This window comes from Roseateles sp. P1_C1_2 (assembly GCF_056406535.1).
The window spans coordinates 93,026-114,457 of record NZ_JBFUAB010000018.1; the positions used below are offsets into that span (position 1 = coordinate 93,026).

General features: G+C 68.7%; 19 protein-coding genes. 6 read left to right on the plus strand and 13 right to left on the minus strand.

Features of this window, described 5'->3' with window-relative positions:
* Nucleotide 1 precedes the first annotated feature (1 nt).
* Genes ntrC through AC1D2H_RS18760 form a run of 3 tightly spaced genes read left to right on the plus strand, consistent with a single transcriptional unit; the run spans nt 2 to nt 4,339 of the window.
* Nucleotides 2-1,474: a nitrogen regulation protein NR(I) gene (gene ntrC / locus AC1D2H_RS18750; protein ID WP_477929415.1), complete on the plus strand. Its 1,473-nt coding sequence runs from the start codon at nt 2-4 to the stop codon at nt 1,472-1,474.
* Between the two features lie 41 nt (nt 1,475-1,515).
* Complete coding sequence (gene yddG, locus AC1D2H_RS18755) at nt 1,516-2,397, plus strand: aromatic amino acid DMT transporter YddG (protein WP_478012020.1); 882 nt, start codon at nt 1,516-1,518, stop codon at nt 2,395-2,397.
* A 46-nt stretch (nt 2,398-2,443) separates the two neighbouring features.
* Nucleotides 2,444-4,339: an SEL1-like repeat protein gene (locus AC1D2H_RS18760; protein ID WP_478012021.1), complete on the plus strand. Its 1,896-nt coding sequence runs from the start codon at nt 2,444-2,446 to the stop codon at nt 4,337-4,339.
* Nucleotides 4,340-4,345: 6 nt separating this feature from the next.
* On the opposite strand, the gene AC1D2H_RS18765 is transcribed toward AC1D2H_RS18760, so the two are convergent.
* The 6 genes from AC1D2H_RS18765 to AC1D2H_RS18790 form a co-directional block, all read right to left on the minus strand.
* Nucleotides 4,346-5,458, minus strand: coding sequence for an EAL domain-containing protein (locus AC1D2H_RS18765; RefSeq protein WP_478012022.1), 1,113 nt, complete (start codon nt 5,456-5,458; stop codon nt 4,346-4,348).
* 178 nt (nt 5,459-5,636) lie between these two features.
* The gene (locus AC1D2H_RS18770) at nt 5,637-7,367 is read right to left on the minus strand and encodes a bifunctional protein-serine/threonine kinase/phosphatase (protein ID WP_478012023.1); all 1,731 of its coding nucleotides are present in this window, start codon (nt 7,365-7,367) and stop codon (nt 5,637-5,639) included.
* Nucleotides 7,368-7,374: 7 nt separating this feature from the next.
* Nucleotides 7,375-8,187 (minus strand): formate/nitrite transporter family protein, encoded by an 813-nt coding sequence (locus tag AC1D2H_RS18775; protein WP_478012024.1) that lies wholly within the window; start codon nt 8,185-8,187, stop codon nt 7,375-7,377.
* Between the two features lie 33 nt (nt 8,188-8,220).
* The gene (nirD, locus tag AC1D2H_RS18780) at nt 8,221-8,544 is read right to left on the minus strand and encodes a nitrite reductase small subunit NirD (protein ID WP_477929428.1); all 324 of its coding nucleotides are present in this window, start codon (nt 8,542-8,544) and stop codon (nt 8,221-8,223) included.
* Between the two features lie 13 nt (nt 8,545-8,557).
* The gene (gene nirB / locus AC1D2H_RS18785) at nt 8,558-11,092 is read right to left on the minus strand and encodes a nitrite reductase large subunit NirB (protein ID WP_478012025.1); all 2,535 of its coding nucleotides are present in this window, start codon (nt 11,090-11,092) and stop codon (nt 8,558-8,560) included.
* Between the two features lie 296 nt (nt 11,093-11,388).
* Complete coding sequence (locus AC1D2H_RS18790; RefSeq protein WP_478012026.1) at nt 11,389-12,366, minus strand: MBL fold metallo-hydrolase; 978 nt, start codon at nt 12,364-12,366, stop codon at nt 11,389-11,391.
* A gap of 34 nt (nt 12,367-12,400) precedes the next feature.
* On the opposite strand from AC1D2H_RS18790, the gene def reads away from it, so the two are divergent.
* Both def and AC1D2H_RS18800 read left to right on the plus strand, forming a co-directional pair.
* Nucleotides 12,401-12,940, plus strand: coding sequence for a peptide deformylase (gene def / locus AC1D2H_RS18795; RefSeq protein WP_477929434.1), 540 nt, complete (start codon nt 12,401-12,403; stop codon nt 12,938-12,940).
* A 77-nt stretch (nt 12,941-13,017) separates the two neighbouring features.
* Nucleotides 13,018-15,105: a DUF6600 domain-containing protein gene (locus tag AC1D2H_RS18800; protein ID WP_478012027.1), complete on the plus strand. Its 2,088-nt coding sequence runs from the start codon at nt 13,018-13,020 to the stop codon at nt 15,103-15,105.
* Here the strand turns inward: AC1D2H_RS18800 and AC1D2H_RS18805 are convergent.
* Entirely contained in the window at nt 15,102-15,755 is a 654-nt protein-coding gene (locus AC1D2H_RS18805) for an arylesterase (RefSeq protein ID WP_478012028.1), read from the minus strand. The two genes, AC1D2H_RS18800 and AC1D2H_RS18805, sit on opposite strands and share 4 nt — an antisense overlap.
* Here AC1D2H_RS18805 and AC1D2H_RS18810 point away from each other — a divergent pair.
* Nucleotides 15,754-16,425 carry an ABC transporter ATP-binding protein gene (locus AC1D2H_RS18810; RefSeq protein ID WP_477929440.1) on the plus strand — a complete coding sequence of 224 codons (672 nt, stop codon included), beginning with the start codon at nt 15,754-15,756 and terminating at the stop codon, nt 16,423-16,425. The genes AC1D2H_RS18805 and AC1D2H_RS18810 overlap by 2 nt on opposite strands.
* On the opposite strand, the gene AC1D2H_RS18815 is transcribed toward AC1D2H_RS18810, so the two are convergent.
* From AC1D2H_RS18815 to AC1D2H_RS18840, 6 genes are all read right to left on the minus strand, one after another.
* Nucleotides 16,414-17,643, minus strand: a complete 1,230-nt coding sequence (locus AC1D2H_RS18815) for a cystathionine gamma-synthase family protein (protein WP_478012029.1) — start codon at nt 17,641-17,643, stop codon at nt 16,414-16,416. The two genes, AC1D2H_RS18810 and AC1D2H_RS18815, sit on opposite strands and share 12 nt — an antisense overlap.
* A 70-nt stretch (nt 17,644-17,713) precedes the next feature.
* A complete protein-coding gene (locus AC1D2H_RS18820) occupies nt 17,714-18,517 on the minus strand; it encodes a peptidylprolyl isomerase (RefSeq protein ID WP_477929444.1) in 804 nt (267 codons plus the stop codon).
* Nucleotides 18,518-18,592: 75 nt separating this feature from the next.
* Nucleotides 18,593-18,856 carry a BolA family protein gene (locus AC1D2H_RS18825; RefSeq protein WP_477929446.1) on the minus strand — a complete coding sequence of 88 codons (264 nt, stop codon included), beginning with the start codon at nt 18,854-18,856 and terminating at the stop codon, nt 18,593-18,595.
* Nucleotides 18,853-19,485, minus strand: a complete 633-nt coding sequence (locus tag AC1D2H_RS18830; protein WP_477929448.1) for a septation protein A — start codon at nt 19,483-19,485, stop codon at nt 18,853-18,855. Before AC1D2H_RS18830 ends, AC1D2H_RS18825 begins: the two co-directional genes overlap by 4 nt.
* Entirely contained in the window at nt 19,482-19,907 is a 426-nt protein-coding gene (msrB, locus tag AC1D2H_RS18835; RefSeq protein WP_478012030.1) for a peptide-methionine (R)-S-oxide reductase MsrB, read from the minus strand. Before msrB ends, AC1D2H_RS18830 begins: the two co-directional genes overlap by 4 nt.
* On the minus strand, nt 19,904-21,352 hold the full coding sequence (locus AC1D2H_RS18840) for a protein adenylyltransferase SelO (RefSeq protein ID WP_478012031.1): 1,449 nt from the start codon (nt 21,350-21,352) through the stop codon (nt 19,904-19,906). The genes msrB and AC1D2H_RS18840 overlap by 4 nt, the downstream gene beginning before the upstream one ends.
* Between the last annotated feature and the right edge of the window lie 80 nt (nt 21,353-21,432).

Genomic DNA, 21,432 nt, shown 5'->3' on the forward strand with positions numbered 1-21,432 from the left:
CATGAAATCCATCTGGGTTGTTGACGACGACCACTCGATCCGCTTCGTGCTCGAGAAGGCCCTGGCCCGCGAAGGGCTGCCGGTGCGCAGCTTCAGCAATGCGCGCGACATGCTTGCCGCTCTCGAGGACGACAGTCCGCAAGTGCTGGTGTCCGACATCCGCATGCCCGGCGGCTCGGGCCTGGAATTGCTGGCCAAGGTCAAGGCGCGCCTGCCGGCCCTGCCCGTCATCATCATGACGGCCTATTCCGACCTGGACAGCGCCGTGTCGGCCTTCCAGGGCGGCGCCTTCGAATACCTGCCCAAGCCCTTCGACCTGCCACGCGCCGTGGAGCTGATCCGCCGCGCCCAGGAAGAAAGCCAGCGCGAGGCGGGCGAACAGGAAGCCGCCGCACAAGTGCCCGAGATGCTCGGCCAGGCACCCGCCATGCAGGACGTCTTCCGCGCCATCGGGCGCCTGTCGCAAAGCAATGTCACCGTGATGATCACGGGCGAGAGCGGCTCGGGCAAGGAGCTGGTCGCGCGTGCGCTGCACAAGCACAGCCCGCGCGGCGAAGGCCCCTTCGTCGCCATCAACACGGCGGCCATTCCGAAGGACCTGCTGGAGAGCGAGCTCTTCGGCCACGAGCGCGGCGCCTTCACCGGTGCCCAGGCCTCGCGGCGCGGCCGCTTCGAGCAGGCCGACGGCGGCACCCTCTTCCTCGACGAAATCGGCGACATGCCCTTCGAGTTGCAGACGCGGCTGTTGCGCGTGCTGTCCGACGGCCAGTTCTACCGCGTCGGTGGCCACAGCCCGATGCGCAGCAATGTGCGCGTCATCGCGGCCACCCACCAGAACCTGGAAGACCGCGTGCGCCAGGGCGTGTTCCGCGAGGACCTGTTCCACCGCCTCAACGTCATCCGCCTGCGCCTGCCACCGCTGCGCGAGCGCCGCGAGGACGTGCCCTCGCTGGCCCGCCATTTCCTGCAGCGCAGCGCGACGGAGCTGGGTGTCGAGGCCAAGCGTCTGTCCGACGCGGCGCTTGTCGTGCTGACCAACTTCGACTTCCCCGGCAATGTGCGCCAGCTGGAGAACATCTGCCACTGGCTCAGCGTCATGGCGCCCAGCCAGGTCGTCGAGCCCAAGGACCTGCCGGATGAGGTTCAGCCCGGCTATGTCGCCGCGCCGTCGACGACGGCGATGACGAGCGCCCCGACGGCGCAGCCCAGCGCCGCGGCGCCTCTGCCGGCCGCCGCACCGGCCAGCACCAGCAGCGGTGAAGGCTGGCTGGCCGACATGGCGGCCGACGCCCGCGCCCGCCTGGCGGCTGGCGAGACCGATGTCTGGGATGCGCTGACCAAGAAATTCGAGGCCCAGCTCATCCTGACCGCACTGGACATCACGCGCGGCCGCCGCATCGAGGCCGCGCAGAAGCTCGGCATCGGCCGCAATACCATCACGCGCAAGATCCAGGAGCTGGGTCTGGACGTTTGAGCGCATGACCGACTCCCCGGTCTGCCCGGGGAGTTGTTGAAGTGGCTGTTTCGTCGCGCGCTGCCTTGGCCATGGGCCTGGGCGCCATCCTGTTGTGGAGCACGTCGGTCGGCACGATGCGCGGCATCACCGAGCATCTGGGGGCGACCGGCGGTGCAGCCGTGCTGTACACGCTGAGCGCGCTGCTGCTGTTCGCGGTGACGAAGCGCACGCCGCTGAAGGCCTTCCCGCCGGCCTATCTGCTGCTGGGCGCGACGCTCTTCGTCGGCTACCAGCTCTGCTTTGCGCTGGCCGTGGGTCTGGCCCGCAGCCGCAGCGAGGCCATCGAGGTCGGCATGGTCAATTACCTCTGGCCCAGCCTGACGGTGGTGTGCTCCGCCCTCGCGATGCGCCAGCGCGTCGGCGCCGTGATGCTGGTGGGTCTCGCCCTGGCCTTCGCCGGCGTCGTCGTCGCCTGCATGCCGGCCAGAGGCTTCACGCTGACCGGCTTCCTCGCCCATGCCGCGGGCAACCCGCGCAGCTATGGACTGGCCCTGGGCGCTGCCATCACCTGGGCGCTGTACTGCGTCGCCACGAGCCGGCTGGCCCAGGGCTGCAACGGTGTCTGGTTTTTCATGGCCTTGAGTGCCGTGGCGTTCTGGGTGCTGCATGCGCTGCGGCCCGGCTCCTCCGTCATGCACTGGTCCCTGCCGGCCGTGGCCCAAGTGCTGCTGGCGGGCAGTGCCGTCGGTGCGGCCTATGCGCTGTGGAACCTGGCCATCCTGCATGGCAGCGTGGGTGCATTGGGTCTGGCGGCCAATGCCACGCCGCTGCTGTCGGCGCTGTTCGCCTCGCTGTGGCTGAGCACGGCCTTGCCCATCAGCTTCTGGGCCGGTGCAGCCCTCGTGGTCGTGGGCTCGGCCGTGGCAGGGCGCAGGCGCTGAGGCAGGCAAGCCGCATATCCTGCGGTCTGTATCCACCGGGAGCCCCATGAGCTTCACCTTGACCGCCTGGGCACAGCCCGCCGACCGACCCCTGCCCAGCGACGTGATGCAGGCCCAGGCCCAGCTCACCGAGGTCGAGCGCAACCCCGGTGCCGCGCCCGAGCCGCGCTTTCTCGCCCTGGCGCGCGCGCTGGCCGCGCGCTGGCCGGACACCGAAGACGGTCCGGCCGACATCTACGACCATGGCCTGAGGACGCTGGAGACGCAGCCCGACAACGACCGTTACTACAACATCGGCCTGTGGGCGCGCGACGAGCGCTTCACCGTGAGCTTCAACCATGCCGTCGTGCAGGCCAACGACCTGGGTCTGCATGTGATGGACGGCCAGAACGGTGTCGTCTACCTGGCCAACGGCGATGTGCTCGAGCTCGACCCCGCCTCGACCGCCTCGCACACGGCGCGGCTGGACGATGCGGTGTCGCGCAAGGACTGGCCGGCGGCCTGGCAGGAGTGCCGGCGCCTCGCGCCCAGGCGCCTGCCCGAGGCCCTGACCATCTGGGCATTGCTGACCGCCGACGGCCGCTGTGCTGCCCCCAACCCCGCCCTGGGCGGCGCCCTGGCGCAGCTCAGTGGCACCGACCCCGCGCAGGACAGGCGCATCCGGTATTGCCTGGCCAAGGTGCCGGTGGCACAGCGCCCTTGGCAGGCGCAGCTGCTCCAGTACTTGCGTGGCGCGCCCGACCTGCTCGCGGCCGTCGATGCCGAAGCGGAGCGCGCCGCGGCCATTCCGGCTGGGATGGCGGCCGGGACCGTGGCGGCCGATCCCGCACTCGTGGCCTCTACCAAGGAGGCGGCCCAGGCCGCCGGCATCGAGCCGCAATTGGTGGAGCTTGCCATCGCCGGGAGCTCCAAGGCGCAGTTCGACCTGGCGAGCCGCTTCATCCACGCGCCCGGTTCCCTCTCGCTGGCGCGCGCCCGCCTCGCTGTGCAATGGCTGGAGCTCTCCGCCGCTCAGGGACAGGTCATCGCCAAGGCGGTGATGGGCGACATGCTGCTGCGCGGCATCGGTGGCCTGCCGGTCGACATGGAGCGCGGCCTGGCACTGCTCGAAGAGGCGGCGGCCGCCGACGACATGGATGGGCTGAGCTTCCTGGCCGACTTCCTTTACACCAAGAGCGTGCGCCGCCTCCCTGACGGAACGCTCAAGAAGCTCACGGATCCTGCCAGCCAACGCAACCAGGTGCGCATACCGCAGCTGCTGATGCGGGCCGTCGCAGCGGGCAGCAAGCGCAGCCTGCTCTGGCTGGCCGTGCGGCTGTGGGACGAGATCGGCATACCGCGCGACGACGTGGCCGCCAAGGCCGTCATGCAGCTGGCCCGCACCCGCACGCCGGAACTTTGTGTGGAGCAGCCGGAAGCGCTGGCGCTGATGTTGCCCACGCCGGCGGACTCCGAAGAGGTGATGGCGCTGGCGCGCCAGCTCGGCGCCGACCTGAAGCGCCTGCCCGAGCTTCTGAATGCCCGGCTGGCGGCCAGGGCCGCAGCCATGCCGCCGGCAGTCGTGCCCGCTGCCGCTGCCGCGCCCATGTCCCGTACGGAGCCACGCACAGCATCCTCGCGCCGCGCGCCGCAAGCCCACGATGAGGATGAGGCCGCGCCGCCGCCGCGCTTTCAGCTGCACGCCGGGCATGTGGCACTGGTGCTGGGCGCCCTGGGCCTGGCGATCCTGTTGGTACTCATACCGTCGCTGGGCAAGGGCAGCTTCAAGGCGCTGGCCGTGCTGATCGGCCTGATCGGCGCCTTTGGCGTCTGGCGCACGACGGCCGACTGGGACTGGGGCGGCGCCAAGCGCCTGCTGGTGAGTGCCCTGGCGCTGATACCCGGACTGGGCTTCGTGGCCTGCGTGGCGGTGCTGTTGCGCACCGTGCGCGGGGGAAGCTGACAACCGCTAGAGCTTGTCCAGCATGATGGGCTTGCCGGTCAGATAGCCCTGGATCAGGCGGAAGCCCATGTCGCGGCAGATCTCGGCCTCGGCCTCCTGCTCCACGCCTTCGGCCAAGGGAATGGAGCCCAGCTCCAGCACCATGCGCACCAGGTCGCGCACCATGCGCTGCTTGCGCTCGCTGGCTTCATGCAGATTGCGCACAATGCCCATGTCGAACTTGACGAAGTGCGCCGGCACCTCGGCGATCTCGTTCAGGCGCGCCTGGCCGGCGCCGAAGTCGTCATAGGCGAAGGCCACGCCAATGCCGTTCAGGCGCTCGGCCAGCTCGCGCATGCGGTCGACCTCGACCACCGCGCTTTCGTGCACCTCCACCACCAGCTTGGGAGGCACAGGCAGCGCCAGCAGCCCATGCAGGGACTGGAAGAACTCTTCCGTGAAGGTCTCGCTCGGGTGGGCATTGACGAAGATGTGCAGCCCCTGCGCCTTGGGTGCCAGCGCCGCCACGCCGTGCGACCGGAACGCCTCGCTCAACTCGGCCTCGCGCCGCAACGTGGCGGCCATCTTGAACAGATGCATGGGCGAGCCGGGCAGCTCGGGGTGGGTGCAGCGGCCCAGCAGTTCGTAGGCGAACAACTGGCCTGTGTGGGCGTCGACGATGGGCTGGGCCGCCCCGGTCAGGCCGCGGCCGGCGAGGAACTCCAGGAACTGCGCCTCCTGGCGGACGAAGTGCTGGCTGAGCGGGTTGCTGCCCGGCGACACCACCATTGTGCGCATCGGCCGCGGCTCTGCCACGGTGGCTGCGGCCAATGTCTCGTCGTGGGTCAGGCGGAACTCGGCACTGCAGAAATGGATGATGTCGTTGGGCGCCAGCTGCCGCGGCCCTTTCAGGCGCTCGTGGTTCACGAAAGTGCCGTTGGTGCTGCCCAGGTCGACCACCTGCAGGCTGCCTTGATCATCCAATTGCAGCTCGGCATGCCGACGCGACAGGCCCTGCGCCTCGATGGTCAGGTTGTTGCCCAGATCGCGACCCACGCTGAACGGCAACCGGTCGATGCGATGCGTGACGCGCGAGCCGTCGGCGCCCACGCTCTCCAGAAACCAAGGCGTACTGCCCATTCATGCTCTCCACGCCCCCACCGCGAACCTGCGGTGCAGCACTTTCGGTGCGCGCTGCGGGGATGAGCACATTCTGAAACACATTCGTGGCCGACGACCACCGGTGCTTCCCTCGGTTGGGGGTGAAGCCTCTTCACTCCATGGGAACGAGGCCGTGCCCAGCATGTAACAGAGGCCTCTAACGGCCTGTCGCCCTCAGCGCCAGCAGCAGCAGCGTTGACAGCCCGAAGCCCAGTGTCAGCACGCGCCAGAACAGCAGCGGGTGGCGCTGCTGCAGCGGTGTGCGGTCGCGGCTCATGAATTCGGGGCCGGGGGCGTAGAGGTCGTGCGCGAACTCCGACAGCGCCTGCTGGCGCCGCGCCGGCTGGGGCTGCAAGGCCTTGCGCAGCACGCGGTCCAGCCATTCGGGCAGGTCGGGGCGGCGGGTGCGCAGCGGCACGTACTGCAGCTTGTGCAGGTCGCGCGGGCCGCGCACCAGCGGCACCTGCAAGCCGTAGGGAAGGGCGCCTGTCAGCATCTGGTAGGCCAGCACGGCCAGCGAGAACAGTTCGGACACCGGCGTGCCGCCGTCGCCGGTGAAGTATTCGGGCGCCGTGTACTGCAGGCTGCCGGCGATGTCGGTGGCGCGGGCGTCGCCCAGGCCCTCGTTCAGGCCCGCCACATGGGCCGAGGCGAGGTCGATGAGGATGACGGTGCCCTGGCGGTCGRTCATCAGGTTCTCGGGCCGCAAGTCCTGGTGCAGCATCTCCTTGCGATGCAGGGCCTGCAGGCCGCGGGCGATCTGGTCGACGAGCTGGCGCACTTCGTCCAGGCCGGGTTTGGGGTGATCCGTCATCCACTGCGCCAGCGTCTGGCCGGTGATGAACTCCATTGCGGTGAAGAGATGCTCGCGCCGCTTTTCGGCCGGCGCAGCCTTGATGATGTGAGGGCTGTCGACGCGCCGGGCCACCCACTCCTCGATCGCAAAGCGGTCCAGGGCGCGGTGGTCGGTGCCCATCTCGGCCGAGGGCAGCTTGAGCGCCCATTCGCGGCCTTCGGCATCGACGGCCAGCACAACCTGGCTGCGTGCGCTTGTGTAGAGCTCGCGAATGACGCGATAGCCCTCGAACTCCATGCGTGGCACCAGCCGTGGTGGCAGGCGCAAGCGCTCGCGCCGCACCGGAGGGCTGAGCTGGTCGGGCAGGGACTCGACGCGGGCCAGCATGACGGTGGCGTTGTCCTGGCTGCCACGTGCCAGGGCCGCGGCCACCAGGGCCTGGGCGGCCGCCTGCAGGTCCATGCCGTGGCGGCTGACGGTGTTGACGACCAGTGCCGCGTCCAGATGCTCATAGGCGCCGTCGGTGGCCAGCAGATAGGTCTCGCCGACCTCGGTGGGCCAGCAGGCGTGGTCGATCTCGAGATGCGGGCTGATGCCCAGCGCTCGGCCGAGATAGGTCTGGCCGCCGTCCAGGCGCACGCGGTGGTCGTGGCTCAGCTGTTCCAGCGCGGTCGGGTGGACGCGGTAGGCGCGCGTGTCGCCGACGTGCAGCAGATGCACCTCACGGCCCTTGAAGACCAGGGCGCTGAAGGTGCAGACATGGCCTCGGTCCTTGTCGAAGCGGCCGTCGCTGCGCTGGGTCTGGGCATGCAGCCAGCCGTTGGTGGCGGCCAGCACGCACTGGGCGGCTCGGCGCACCGTCCATGCCTCAGAGGTGCCGTAGTAGTCCTCGAGGAAGCCACGCACCGCGGCCGCGCTGGCGACCTGGCTGACCGGGCTGCTGCTGATGCCGTCGGCAATCGCCAGCGCGATGCCGCGCGAGCGGCGCTGCGCGTCGGTCGGCAGGGCCGCGCCGTGGAAGTCCTGGTTCAACGGCTTGGCGCCAGCCTCGGAGTGCTGGCCCAGCTTGATGCTCAGGGCCGCCGCCGCCATCGCCTGCTCAGCTGAGAACGCGCTGCGGTGCGGTCTTGTAGTGAGTCGAGTACAGCGACAGGCCGACGAAGGTCAGGCCACCGACGAGGTTGCCGACGACGGTGGGGATCTCGTTCCAGATCAGGTAGTCCATGATCGTGAACTTGCCACCCAGCATCAGGCCCGAGGGGAACAGGAACATGTTGACGATGCTGTGCTCGAAGCCCATGTAGAAGAACACCATGACCGGCATCCACATGCCGATGGCCTTGCCCGACACCGAGGTCGACATCATGGCCGCGACGACGCCGGTCGACACCATCCAGTTGCACAGCACGCCGCGGATGAACAGCGTCAGCATGCCGGCGGCGCCGTGGGCCGCATAGCCCACCGTGCGGCCTTCGCCGATGGTGCCGATCTTCAGGCCCACCGCATTGGGCGCCTCGCTGAAGCCGAAGGTGAAGATGATGGCCATGAAGACGGCCACCGTCAGCGCGCCGGCGAAGTTGCCGAAGAACACCAGCGTCCAGTTGCGGAACACGCCGCCCCAGGTGGCGCCGGGGCGCTTGTCCAGCACGGCCAGCGGCACCAGCGTGAACACGCCGGTCAGCAGGTCGAAGCCCATCAGATAGAGCAGGATGAAGCCGACCGGGAACAGCACCGCACCGAGCAGCGGGTTGCCGGTGTTGACGCTGACCGTCACCGCAAACGCCGCCGCCAGCGCCAGGATGGCGCCCGCCATGTAGGAGCGGATCAACGTGTCGCGGGTCGACATCAGCAGCTTGGATTCACCTGAATCGACCATCTTGGTCACGAACTCGGTGGGTACGACGTAGGCCATGGTTTGTCTCCTCTTTCGCCAATCAAATATTCGTTAGCGCAGCGCGACGAGCACGCGGCCGTCCTGCACCTGTACGGCATGGGCGCGCACCGACTGCTCGGGCGCCTCCAGGCACTCGCCGGTGCTCAGGTCGAAATGGTTCTTGTAGAGGGGCGACGCGACGACGATGCGCTCGCCGAGGTTGCCCACCAGGCCGCGGGCCAGCACGCTGGCGCCCGAGCGCGGGTCGATGTTGTCGATGGCGTGAAAGCTCTCGGCACCGACGCGGAACACGGCCACGTGGCGGTCGCCGACGCGGGCGGCCACGCCGGTGTTGGGCAGGATGTCGTCGACGCTGCAGATGGGGGTGTAGGTCATGTCGTTTCCTTGATCAGGCCGTGGCTTCTTCTTCACGCTCTTCGGCACGCTCATCGGGGCGTGCAGGACGGATCTGGCCGCGCTCCTCGACGAAGATGATTCGCTCGTCCGGCTTGTCACTGTTGACGAAGGAGCGGAAGCGCTGGCGCACCTCGGGCGTCGTGACGGCCGTCTTCCATTCGCATTGGTAGGTGTCCACCACGGCCTGCATCTGGGCTTCCAGCTCGGCGGCGAGGCCCAGGCTGTCGTCGATGACCACGGCCTTCAGGTAGTCCAGGCCGCCCTCGAGGTTGTCGCGCCAGGTGCTGGTGCGCTGCAGGCGGTCGGCCGTGCGCACATAGAACATCAGGAAGCGGTCGATGTACTTGAGCAAGTCGGCCTTGCTCAGGTCGCTGGCGATCAGCTCGGCGTGACGCGGCTTCATGCCGCCGTTGCCGGCGACGTACAGGTTCCAGCCCTTGTCGGTGGCGATGATGCCGACGTCCTTGCCCTGGGCCTCGGCGCATTCCCGCGTGCAGCCGGAGACGCCGAACTTGATCTTGTGCGGCGCGCGCAGGCCCTTGTAGCGGTTCTCGATCTCGACGGCCAGGCCGACCGAGTCGTCCACGCCGTAGCGGCACCAGGTGCTGCCCACGCAGCTCTTCACGGTGCGCAGCGACTTGCCATAGGCATGGCCGCTCTCGAAACCGGCGGCGATCAGCTCCTCCCAGATGAAGGGCAGTTGCTCGACACGGGCGCCGAACATGTCCACGCGCGCCCCGCCGGTGATCTTGGTGTACAGGCCGTACTTCTTGGCCACCTGGCCGACGGCGATCAGGCCGTCGGGCGTGACCTCGCCGCCGGGCATGCGCGGCACGACGGAATAGCTGCCGTCCTTCTGGATGTTGCCGAGGTAGTAGTCGTTGCTGTCCTGCAGCGCGGCCAGCTTGGGCTCCAGCACGAACTCGTTCCAGCACGAGGCGAAGATGCTGGCCGCGGCGGGCTTGCAGATGTCGCAGCCCAGGCCCTTGCCGTGCTTGGCCATCAGGTCGCTGAAGGTCTTGATGCCGCCCACGCGGATGAGGTGGTAGAGCTCCTGGCGCGAATGCGGGAAGTGCTCGCAGATGTGGTTGTTGACAGCCATGCCGCGCTTGGCCATCTCGAACTTCATGACCTGGGTGACCAGGGGCACGCAGCCGCCGCAGGTGGCACCGGCCTTGGTGCAGGCCTTGAGGGCGCCGATCGTCGTTGCACCGTCGCCGACGGCCGAGCAGATCTGGCCCTTGGTGACGTTGTTGCAGGAGCAGAGCTGGGCGCTGTCGGGCAGGGCGTCGGGGCCGATGCCGACCTTGGCCTTGCCATCGCTGCTGGGCAGGATCAGGAATTCGGGGTCGGCCGGCAACTTGATGCCGTTCAGCGCCATCTGCTGCAGCGTGCCGTACTCGGCGGCATCGCCCACCAGCACGGCGCCGAGCAGCTTCTCGCCGTCCTCGCTGACGACGATCTTCTTGTAGACCTGCTTGCGCTCGTCCACGAACTGGTAGCTGCGGCAGTTGGGCGTCTTGCCGTGGGCGTCGCCGATGCTGGCGACGTCCACGCCCATCAGCTTGAGCTTGGTGGACAGGTCGGCACCGGGGAAGGCGGCTGCGGCATCGCCCGCAATGTGCCGGGCCGCGACGCGGGCCATCTCGTAGCCGGGCGCGACGAGGCCATAGGTCTGCTCGTTCCAGGCCGCGACCTCGCCGACGGCGTAGACATTGCGGTCGCTGGTGCGGCAGTGGTCGTCGACGACGACACCGCCGCGCGGGCCGATGGCCAGCACGCATTGGCGGGGCAGCTCGTCGCGCGGGCGGATGCCGGCGGAGAACACGATCATGTCGGTCTCCAGCCAGGTGCCATCGGCGAACACCATGCGGTGGCGGGCCATCGCGCCGTCGGTGATCTCCAGCGTGTTGCGGCCGGTGTGCACCTGCACGCCGAGGTCTTCGATCTTCTGGCGCAGCACGCGGCCGCCACCCTCGTCGATCTGCACGGCCATGAGGCGCGGCGCGAACTCGACGACATGGGTCTGCAGGCCCATGTCGCGCAGCGCCTTGGCGCATTCCAGGCCGAGCAGGCCGCCGCCGATGACGACGCCGGTCTTGGACACCTTGCCGCTGGCCTGCATGCCCTCCAGGTCCTCGATGGTGCGGTAGACATGGCAATGCGGGCGGTCACGGCCCGGCACCGACGGCACGAAGGGGTAGGAGCCGGTGGCCAGCACCAGCTTGTCGTAGTGGACGACCTCGCCGTCGGCCAGCGTGATGCTGTGGTCGCGGCGCTCGATGGCCACGGCCTTGGCGCCCAGGCGCAACTTGAAGCCGGTCTTCTCGAAGAAGCCTGGCGGGACGAGCGACAGGTCCTCGGCCGACTTGCCCGAGAAGAACTCGGACAGGTGCACGCGGTCGTAGGCCGGGCGCGGTTCCTCGCACAGCACCGTCACCTGCACGTCGGCCGCGGCAGGGCCTTCCGCCAGGGACTCGAGAAATTTCTGGCCCACCATTCCGTGGCCGATGAGGACGATGTGCATGGTCTTGACTGCGGACAGGCGCCACCGACCGGGCCGTGGGCGGCCAGGTCGGTGGTGCAAAAGAGAAGGCCCCGCGAACAGCTGTCTGTCGGGCGGGGCCAGCGGGTGCGCTTGAGCGCTGAGATTCGCCGTCGTTGGCGATGGGAGGCCGCTGCGGCGCGGGCTCCGCTCAGTTCAACGCAAGACGCGTGCCTGTTTTGCTCAAAAGCCGCTTTCCATGAGAACGCCCGTGCGCCGGTGCCCCATGGCACTGCCGCGGTGCGGCGAGATGCACCGCGCCGGGGCAAGTCGCCCCGTCAGCGAGCCGGGCGGTCGAGCATCACCTCGAGGCCTTGGGCATTCAGCTCGGCATCCAGCGCGAGCCAGTCTGCGGCCGCCGCCATGTCACCGCGGTAGCCGTGGCCTTGCACGCGGGCCAGGTAGGCGGCCAGCAGGCCGCCCTTGAGCGTTTCGTGGCGGTCCGGCACGTCTTTCAGCAACTGGGCCAGGGCGACCATCTCGTCGACCTGTTCCAGCATCACGGCCGCCAGCCGCTGCACCTCCGCCACCGAGCCGCCGATGCGCCCGTAGTGCGTGACCTGCATGGCCAACGGCTCGGCGGCCAGCAGGCGCGCGACGGTGGCCTTCAGGGCCTCGGGTTCGAACTGCACCGGCGTGCTGGTCGGCAGGATCCAGGCGCGGCCGTCGACGTCGAAGGCCCGGTAGGACAGGCCGAAGGTGTCGCCGGTGAACCAGCTGCGGCTCCGCGCGTCCCAGATGGCGTGGTGGTGCTTGGCGTGGCCCGGGCTGTCGATGAGTCGAAGCGGCCGGCCGGCGAGCGAGATGACCTGCTCGTCATGGCTGGCCTCGGCCCGCTCGGCGGGCACCGGCACGAGCTTGCCGTAGCTGCGCTGCATCTCCTCATCGCCGTAGACGGCCAGCGCGCCCAGCCACAGCGCCTTGGGATCGACCATGTGGCGCAGGCCGCGCGGGTGGACGAGGGCGCGGGCCTGGGGCAGGGACTGCATCAGCAGACCGACGCCGCCGGCATGGTCGAGGTGGACATGCGTCGGAATCACCCAGTCCACCGAGGCCGGCGTCAGGCCCAGCGCCGTCAAGGAAGCGAGCAGGCGCGGCACCGCGTGGTTGGTGCCGGTGTCGATGAAGGCGGCGCGGCCGTCCTCGACCATCAGATAGGCGGCATCGAAGCGCGGGCGCTGGAAGCCGGTGTCGATGGCGTAGATGCCGTGGCCAAGGTCTTCGAGGAAATCGGGCAGCATGGAGGGCGTTTGCAAGAATCGATACTCACGATAGCCCAAGGAGGCCCGCTTGGCCGTTCACGAGATTCTGAAGATGGGCGACCCGCGCTTGCTGCGGGTTGCCCAACCGGTGGCCGCGTTCGGCACGCCCGAGTTGAAGGCCTTGATCGCCGACATGTTCGAGACCATGGCCGCCGCCAACGGCGCCGGCCTGGCGGCGCCGCAGATCGGCGTGGACCTGCGGCTGGTCATCTTTGGCTACACGAAGAATGTGCGCTACCCCGACGCACCGCCGGTGCCGCCGACGGTGCTGATCAACCCGACCATCGAAGTGCTGGACGGCGGCCGCACCGAGGGCTGGGAGGGCTGCCTGTCGGTGCCCGGGCTGCGCGGCGTCGTCGAACGCGACGAGCGCATCCGCTACACCGGCTTCGATGCCGATGGCGCCCCCATCGACCGCATCGCCGACGGCTTCCATGCCCGCGTCGTGCAGCATGAGTGCGACCATCTGGACGGCGTCCTCTACCCGATGCGCGTCACCGATTTCACGCGCTTTGGTTTCACGTCCGTGCTGTTCCCCGACCTCGATCCATCGTCCGACGACGATTGAGAGATGGAAACACTTGTAAGCGCGGTGCACCGCACCCGGGGCTTGCGCGTTGCGCAGGCGAAAAGGAGCATTGGCTCATGACCACGTCCATTGAATCCAAGCTTGTCCTGAACCGCCGCAGCTGGCGCATGCTGGCCCTGACGCTGCTGATCGCCATTGCGCCGGCCGTCAAGGCGCAGGACACCGACCGCGACCCACCGACCCGTGCGGCCCGCGTCGTCAGCGTTGTCGGCGACGCCTGGCTGTTCGACCACGACACCCGCGAATGGACGCGCCTGCTGCGCAACCAGACGGTGGGCGAGGGTGACCGCGTGCGCACCGACGAGCGCGCCCGCATCAGCCTGCGTGCCGGCTCGACGACCATCTGGGTCGACGAACGCAGCGACCTCGAGCTGAGCCAGCTCGACGAGGGCCAGACCCTGCTGCAGCTTGACCGCGGTGACGTCGCGCTGCGCCTGCGCAACCCCGAGAACGTCGCCGAGACACGTTTGCGCACCCGCGAAGGTACGGCCCAGCCCGAACGCGAGGGCCTCTATCGCGTGGAGCAGCTCGACCGCGGCAGCAAGGTCTATGTCTGGCAAGGCCGCATGCGCTTCGAGTGGGCCCGTTCCGCCTCGCCGGTGCTGCTGGGCACGGGCGAACAGGTGGAGCTGTGGTGGCCCGACGGCCCGCGCGCCGAGCGCGGCCCGCTGTTCAGCGACGGCTTCGGCGACTGGGTGCTGGCCGAGAACCGGGAAGAAGGTGACCGTCCCGTCGCCCGCTATGTCTCTCCCGAGATGACAGGCGCCGAGGATCTGGACCGTTATGGCCGCTGGGAGACCGCCCCCGAGTACGGCACGGTCTGGATCCCGACCACCATCGCCGTTGCCGACTGGGCGCCCTACCGCTATGGCCGCTGGACCTGGTCGCGACACTGGGGCTGGACCTGGGTCGACGACACGCCCTGGGGCTTCGCCCCCTTCCACTACGGCCGCTGGGTCAGCTGGGGTGGGCGCTGGTGCTGGGCGCCGGGCTCCTATGTGCATCGCCCCGTCTATGCGCCCGCGCTGGTCGGGTGGGTGGGCGGCGGTTCCGTCAGCGTCGGCATCAGCGTGGGCGGCCGCCCGGCGCCGCCGCGCTATGGCTGGTATCCGCTCGCACCGCGCGAGGTCTACCGGCCGGGCTACCACCACAGCCCGCGCTATGTGAACCGCATCAACGATCCGCGCGATGTGCGTGACCCCGTCACCGTGCAACGCCCGCACCGCTACCGCGATGTGCCGGCGGCCGTCAGCACGCTGCCGGCGCCGGGTGCGGCCATCCAGCCCATGCCGGTGCGCGGCCCCGACCGTCGCCCCGAGCCGGGCTGGAACCGCCCGCTGCCCACCGCGCCGGGCCGTGGCGATCTGGCGGCCGTGCTGCCGGCGGCGCCGACCCGGCCGCCCGAGGCCGAGCTGCCGCGCCGCACCCGCCCGCCCGAGGGCAATATGGGCTGGCGCAGCGAAGGCCAGTTGCCGCTGCGCCGTGACCCGCGTGGCGCCGAGCCGCAGCCCCAGGCACATGTGCCTGCGGTGGCGCAGCCGGCGGCTCCGGTCGTCGTGCCGCAGCCTCAGGTGGCCCAGCCGCAGCAGCAGCCTCAGCCCCGCCCGGGCCTGGAGCAGCCGCAGCGGGGTGGCGACAACATGCCCTGGCGCGCGCAGCAGCAACGCGAAGCGCAGCAGCGCGACGTGCAGCAGCAACAGCAACAACAACAGCAGCAACAGCAACAGCAACAGCAGCAGCAACGTGAAGCGCAGCAGCGTGAGGCGCAACAGCGCGACATGCAGCAACGCGACGCACAGCACCGCGAGGCCCAGCAGCGCGAGATGCAGCAGCGCCGCGAGGAAATGCAGCAGCGCGAGGCGCAGCAGCGGGATGCCCAGCAGCGCGAAGCGCAGCAACGCGACATGCAGCAGCGCGAAGCCCAGCAACGTGAGATGCAGCAACGCCGCGACGAGCAACAGCGCCGCACGGCGCAGCCCGAGCCTCAGCGTGTGCAGGTGCCGCTGCAGCAGCAGCAGCCACAACCGCAGCCGCAGGCCCAACCTCGTGCCCAGCCGCGCGACGAAGGCCCGCAGCGCGGCCGCCAGGACGGCGTGCCGGTGCGTCAGGACAAGCGCGGCGACAAGAAAGAGAACGAGCGCTAGAGCAGCGGTTTGAGCGCTGGCCAGACGTTGTCCAGCATCAGCGGATGCGCCTTGCCCAGCGGGTGGATGCGGTCGCCCTGGAACCAGTCCATCGCGTCCGCCCGGTCTGCCACGCCCTTGAGCAGAAAGGGCACGAAGGCGGCGCGGGTCTGCTTGGCGACCTGCTCGAACAGGTCGGCAAATTCCTTGCCGTAGGCGGTGCCGTAGTTGGGCGGCACCTGCATGCCGGCGATCACCACCTTGGCGCCGGCCTCCTGGGCCGCGCGCGCCATCGCCAGCAGGTTGTCGCGCGTGCTTGCCAGCGGCAGGCCACGCAACGCGTCGTTGCCGCCGAGCTCAAGAATGACGATGGCCGGCTTGTGCGTGCGCAAGGCGATCGGCAAGCGGCTGCGCCCGCCCGAGGTCGTGTCGCCGCTGATGCTGGCATTGACGACGCGATGCGGCTTCTTCTGCTCGGCCAGGCGCTTTTGCAGCAGGGCCACCCAGCCGTCGCCGGCCTTCAGGCCGTATTCGGCCGACAGGCTGTCGCCGACGACCAGGATGATGGGCGCCTCGGCGGCCGCGGCCGCCCCTGAGATCCCTGACGAGAGGCTGGCCAGCACCCCCAGGCTAAAGTGCGCCAACACCCATCGCCGCCGCAGTCCCGACATGCCCGAAGCCCTTGTTCAAGTTGACCAGATCACCAAGCGCGTGCGCGACGCGACCGGAGAGCTGACGATTCTGCATGACATCAGCTTCGAGCTGACCGCGCAGGAGTCGGTGGCCATCGTCGGTGCTTCCGGTTCGGGCAAGAGCACGCTGCTGGCCATCCTGGCTGGTCTGGACACGCCCAGCAGCGGCACCGTCAAGCTGCGCGGCCAGGACCTCTTCACGCTGGACGAGGATCAGCGCGCCGCCGTACGCGCCCGCGAGCTGGGCTTTGTCTTCCAGAGCTTCCAGCTGCTGCCGAATCTGACGGCGCTGGAGAACGTCATGCTGCCGCTGGAGCTGCGCGGTGCGCGCGATGCCCGCGAGCAGGCGTCAGCCATGCTGGCCCGCGTCGGCCTGGGCGAACGCCTGGGCCACTATCCGCGCGTGCTGTCGGGCGGCGAGCAGCAGCGCGTGGCGCTGGCGCGCGCCTTCGTGCTGCGCCCGGCCCTGCTGCTGGCGGACGAACCGACGGGCAGCCTGGACTTCGCGACCGGCGCTTCGGTGATGGAGCTGATGTTCGAACTGAACCGCGAGGCCGGCACGACGCTGGTGCTGGTCACCCACGATCGCGAGATCGCGGCGCGCTGCGAGCGCCAACTGCGCATCGAAGCTGGCCGATTAGCCGCCTAGCGCCTGGTCGAAGTCGGCAATCAGGTCTTCGGCCGCTTCCAGGCCCACCGACAGCCGCACCAGCCCTTCGGCAATGCCCATGGCAGCGCGTGCCTCGGCGCCCATTTCCCAGAAGATCGTCGGTGCCACCGGGATGATCAGCGTGCGCGTGTCAGCCAGGCCGGTGGCCTTGAGCGGCAGGCGCAGGCGGTTCAGCACCTCGACGAGGCGTTCGGGGTCGCGCAGCTCGAAGCTCAGCATCCAGGAGCCGCTGCCGAACCAATCCCGCGCGCGTTGGTGCTCGGGGTGGCCTTCGAGCATCGGGTAGTGAACGCGCTCGACGGCTGCATGAGCCGCCAGGTGGCGGGCCAGCGTGAGGGCCGTATCGCTGCTGCGCTGCAGGCGCAGCGTCAGCGTCTCGGCGCCGACGAGGATGCGGTGGGCGGCACCGCTGGACAGCGTGCCGCCCATGTCGCGCAGGCCCTTCTTGCGGATCTGCTGCAGGCCCCAGCCGCGCGGGTCGCCCTGGCGGTAGGCGGGGAAGATGTTGGGATAGCTCGACCAGTCGAAGCAGCCGGTGTCGGTGACGGCGCCGCCCAGCGCCTCGCCGTGGCCGGCCAGCGTCTTGGTCAGCGAGTTCATGACCAGGCCGGCGCCAAAGCGGCGCGGCTGGCACAGGGCTGGCGAGGTGACGGTGTTGTCGACCACATAGAGCAGGCCACGCTCGCGGCACAGCGTGCCTATGCCTTCGAGGTCGGGGATGCGGGTGCTGGGGTTGGCGATGGTCTCGACGAAGACCATGCGCGTCTCGGGTCGCAGTGCGGCCTGGACGGCGGCGGCTTGGCCTGCGTCGACGCGGCTGATGGCCACCCCCAGGCCTTCCAGCGTCTGCAGGAAGCTGTTGGTATTGCCGAAGATGCGCGAGCTGGTGACGAGATGGTCGCCGGCCTTGAGCAGCGTCAGGAAGAGGGCGCTCAGGGCCGCCATGCCAGTGGCGAAGCTGATGGTGCCGACGCCGCCTTCCAGCTCGGTGACGACAGCCTCGAGCGCGGCGGTGGTCGGCGTGCCTTGGCGGGCGTAGTTGAAGCTGCCCTTGCTCTTGCCCTGGAAGACGGCGATCAGGTCCTCGACCTTCTCGTAGGCGTACTGCACCGAGGGGTGCACGGGCGGATGGACGCCGCCGGATTGGCGGTCGCCGCCGGTGGCGTGGACGAGGCGGGTGCTGAGGGCGTCGGACATGGTTTGATCGGGTCCAGATGGCAAAAGACCCGCCGGAGCGGGTCTTGGCAGAAGCGAACCGCTCGGCGGTTTACTTGCTGAACTTGTAGTCGGTCTTGGCCTTCTCGACCAGGCCTTGCTGGAACTCGGCCATCTTCTGCTGCTCGATGCGCTGCTTGATCTGGGCCTTGACGTCGTCGAAGGCCGGGAAGGTGGCGGCGCGGGTGTCTTCGAGCTTGATGATGTGATAGCCGAACTGGCTCTTCACCGGCTCCTGCGTCATCTGGCCCTTTTCCAGCGCGACCATGGCCTTGCTGAATTCGGGCACGAAGTTGTTCGGGTTGGCGAAGTCCAGGTCGCCGCCGTTGGCAGCGGAGCCGGTGTCCTTGGAGTTCTTCTTGGCCAGTTCCTCGAAATTGGCGCCACCCTTGATCTGCGCGATCAGGGCCTTGGCGTCTTCTTCCTTCTCGACCAGGATGTGGCGGGCGCGGTATTCGCTGCCGGTGTTGGCGGTCTTGAACTTGTCGTACTCGACCTGGGCGTCGGCGTCGCTGACCGGGTTCTTGGTCTTGAAGTCTTCCATCAGGCCGCGGATCAGCAGCATCTGGCGGGCCAGGTCCATCTGGGTCTTGTAGTCGGACGTCTGGGGAACGCCGCGCTTCTCGGCTTCCTGGATGAAGATCTCGCGGCGAACGACTTCGTCCTTGACCTGGGCTTCCAGTTCGGGCGAGCGCTGCTGCTGGCCGCTCTTGGTGACCTGCTGGATCAGCGTTTCGACGCGCGCCTTGGGCACGGCCTTGCCGTTGACGGTGGCGATGTTCTGCGCGGTTGCGACAGCCGGCACGAGAGCCGAGAAGGTGGCCGCGACAACGGCGGCGAGCGCAAGCTTCTTCATGGGTGGGGAATTTGAGTCAGGCTAAAAAAATCGCGCCCGGTGCGGGGCGCGCGGTTCCATCACGCTCGACCTGGATCAGGGTTCACCCGGAGCGCGGGCGTCGATGGCCAGCGCGTGGATACCGCGCTGCATCAGGTCGGACAAACAATGATAAACGAGGCGGTGGCGGGCCAATCTTTGCAGGCCGGTAAAGCGATCCGACACGACAGCCACATGAAAGTGACCGCCTTCGCGGGCGCCGGCATGGCCGGCGTGCTGGGCGCTGTCGTCGCGGATGCTGAGTTCCAGCGGTGCCAGTTCGGCGCGCAGGCGGGCATCGATCTCTGTAGCGATGCTCATGTCTTGCTGTCCTCTTCCGGCGGCAGGTGCTTGCCGAGGTAGAGCCCCTGGGCCAGCGTGAACAGCACGATGAGGCCGGTCACGCCGAACACCTTGAAGTTGGCCCAGGCCGAAGTCGAGAAGTGATAGGCCACATAGAGGTTGACCACCCCCATCGCGGCGAAGAACAGCACCCAGGCGCGGTTGAGCTTGAGCCAGATCAGGTCGGGCAGGGCGAGCTCGGCGCCCAGCATGGACTGGATCAGGTTCTTGCCGAACCATGCCTGCGAGATCCACAGCGTCAGCGCCATGGCCCAGTACAGGCCGGTGGGCTTCCACTTGATGAAGGTCTCGTTGTGAAACCAGATCGTGGCGCCGCCCAGCACGACGACCAGGGCCAGGCTGATCCACAGCATCAGGTCGATCTTCTTGCCACGGGCCTTGAGGATGGCCGCCTGGGCCAGCGTCGCGATCATGACGACGACGGTGGCCAGCAGCACCGGCGCTTCCTGCGGGCCGACGACACCGCCCTGGACGAGAAAACCGAAATGCTGGGTCGCGAAGGCGGCGGCGGCGTCCGGGTTGCCTTCGGCGCCCTTGAAGGCGACGAAGAACAGGATCAGCGGCAGGAAATCGAGCAATAACTTCATGCGCCCGGATTGTCCTTGACGAAATCGATGGAGGCCGAGTTGATGCAGTAACGCTCTCCCGTCGGCTCGGGGCCGTCCGGGAAGACATGGCCGAGATGGCTGCCACATTTGTTGCATCTCACTTCGACTCTCACCATGCCGTGGCTGCGGTCGACGATGCGTTCGATGACCTCGCTGTTGACCGGCGCCCAGTAGCTCGGCCAGCCGCAGCCGGCGTCGAACTTGGTGTCGGCCTCGAACAGCGGCGTGCCGCAGCCGATGCAGTTGTAGTGGCCGTCCTGGAAGTGGTCCCAATACTTGCCGCTGAAGGCACGCTCGGTGCCCGCGTGGCGGGCGACCTGGTATTGCGTGGCGTCCAGTTGCTCGCGCCATTCGGCGTCGGTCTTCTGGACGGGGTAGGTCTTGCTGGAATCGTGGCTCATGATGAACAGGACACTTCGAGGCTTTGGGCCCAGTCGGGCGGCAGGGCCGCGTCGCTGGGGACTGCGGGTTCGTCGAACGGGCGGCTCAGAACTTTCAGCAGTCGTTCGATCTCCGTGAAATCGTTCTGCTGGGCGGCGCGGATGGCGCCCTCGGCCAGGTGATTGCGCAGCACGACGGCCGGGTTGACGGCCAGCATCTGCACCTCGGCGCCCGGGGCGACGCGCGTGCGCCAGCGGGCCAGCCAGGCGTCCAGCGCCTCGCGGTCGATGAAGAGGTCGCGCAGCGGTTCGGGCGTGGACTGCGCGCGTGACAGGCGGCGAAAGCTCTGCGTGAAGTCGGCGCGCGATGCCGCCATCAGCTTCAGGAAGTCGTCGGCCAGGGCCTGGTCGCCGGCCTCTTCGCCGTCGAGGCCGAGCTTGGCGCGCAGCCGGCCCAGCATCTGGCTGGCGAAGCGCTCGCGGTAGGCCTCCACGGCCTCCAGCAGGCGCTCGCCGGCGGCTTCCTGCTCACCCTCCAGCAGCGGCACCAGGGCCTGGGCCAGTGCATGCAGATTCCAGAACGCCACCGCTGGCTGGCGCGCATAGGCATAGCGGCCGCGGTCGTCGCTGTGGTTGCAGATGTGGCCGGGGTCGAAGGCATCCATGAAGCCGAAGGGGCCGTAGTCCAGCGTCAGGCCGAGCATGGACATGTTGTCCGTGTTCATGACGCCGTGACAGAAACCGATGGACTGCCAATGGGCGATCAGGTCAGCGGTCTGCAGCGACACGTGCCGAAGCAGCGCGACGGCGGGCTCGGGCGCGTCGGCGCATTCAGGGGCGTGGTGGGCGATGAACCAGTCCGTCAGGCGCTTCAGCGCGTCGAGCTGGTCGTGGTGGGCGAAATGCTCGAAATGGCCGAAACGCACGAAGCTGGGCGCGACGCGGGTCACGATGGCAGCGGTCTCGACCGTCTCGCGGATGACGGGCAGGCGCGAACCGGTGATGCACAGCGCGCGCGTCGTCGGCACGCCGAGTGCGGCCATGGCTTCAGAGCAGAGGAATTCGCGGATGGACGAGCGCAGCACCGCGCGGCCGTCGCCGCGCCGGGAGTAGGGCGTCTGGCCACCGCCCTTGAGCTGCAGCTCCTGTGGGCCGCTCGGCGTGTCGAGCTCGCCCAGCCACAGCGCGCGGCCATCGCCGAGCTGGCCCGCCCAGACGCCGAACTGGTGGCCGCTGTAGACCGACGCCAGCGGCCGCATGCCGGGCCAGGCGCCATTGCCGGACAAGGCGGCCAGCGCCTCGGCCCGTGCGGCCCAGTCGGCGGGCAAACCCAGCAACTGGGCGCAAGCTGCGCTTTGCGCCACCCAGTGTGGGTCGGGCAGGCCTTGGGCCCGCAGCTCGGTGAAGAAGTCGGGCCCCAGGGTGGCGAAACGATTGGTCCAGGCGAGGCCGGCTAAGTGGTTCATCGCACCAGTTTAGTGAGGGGGGCTTTTACCTCGCTCACCCGGGTGTTTCCCCGGGGTCCGAGGGTCGCGGTTGTGACGTT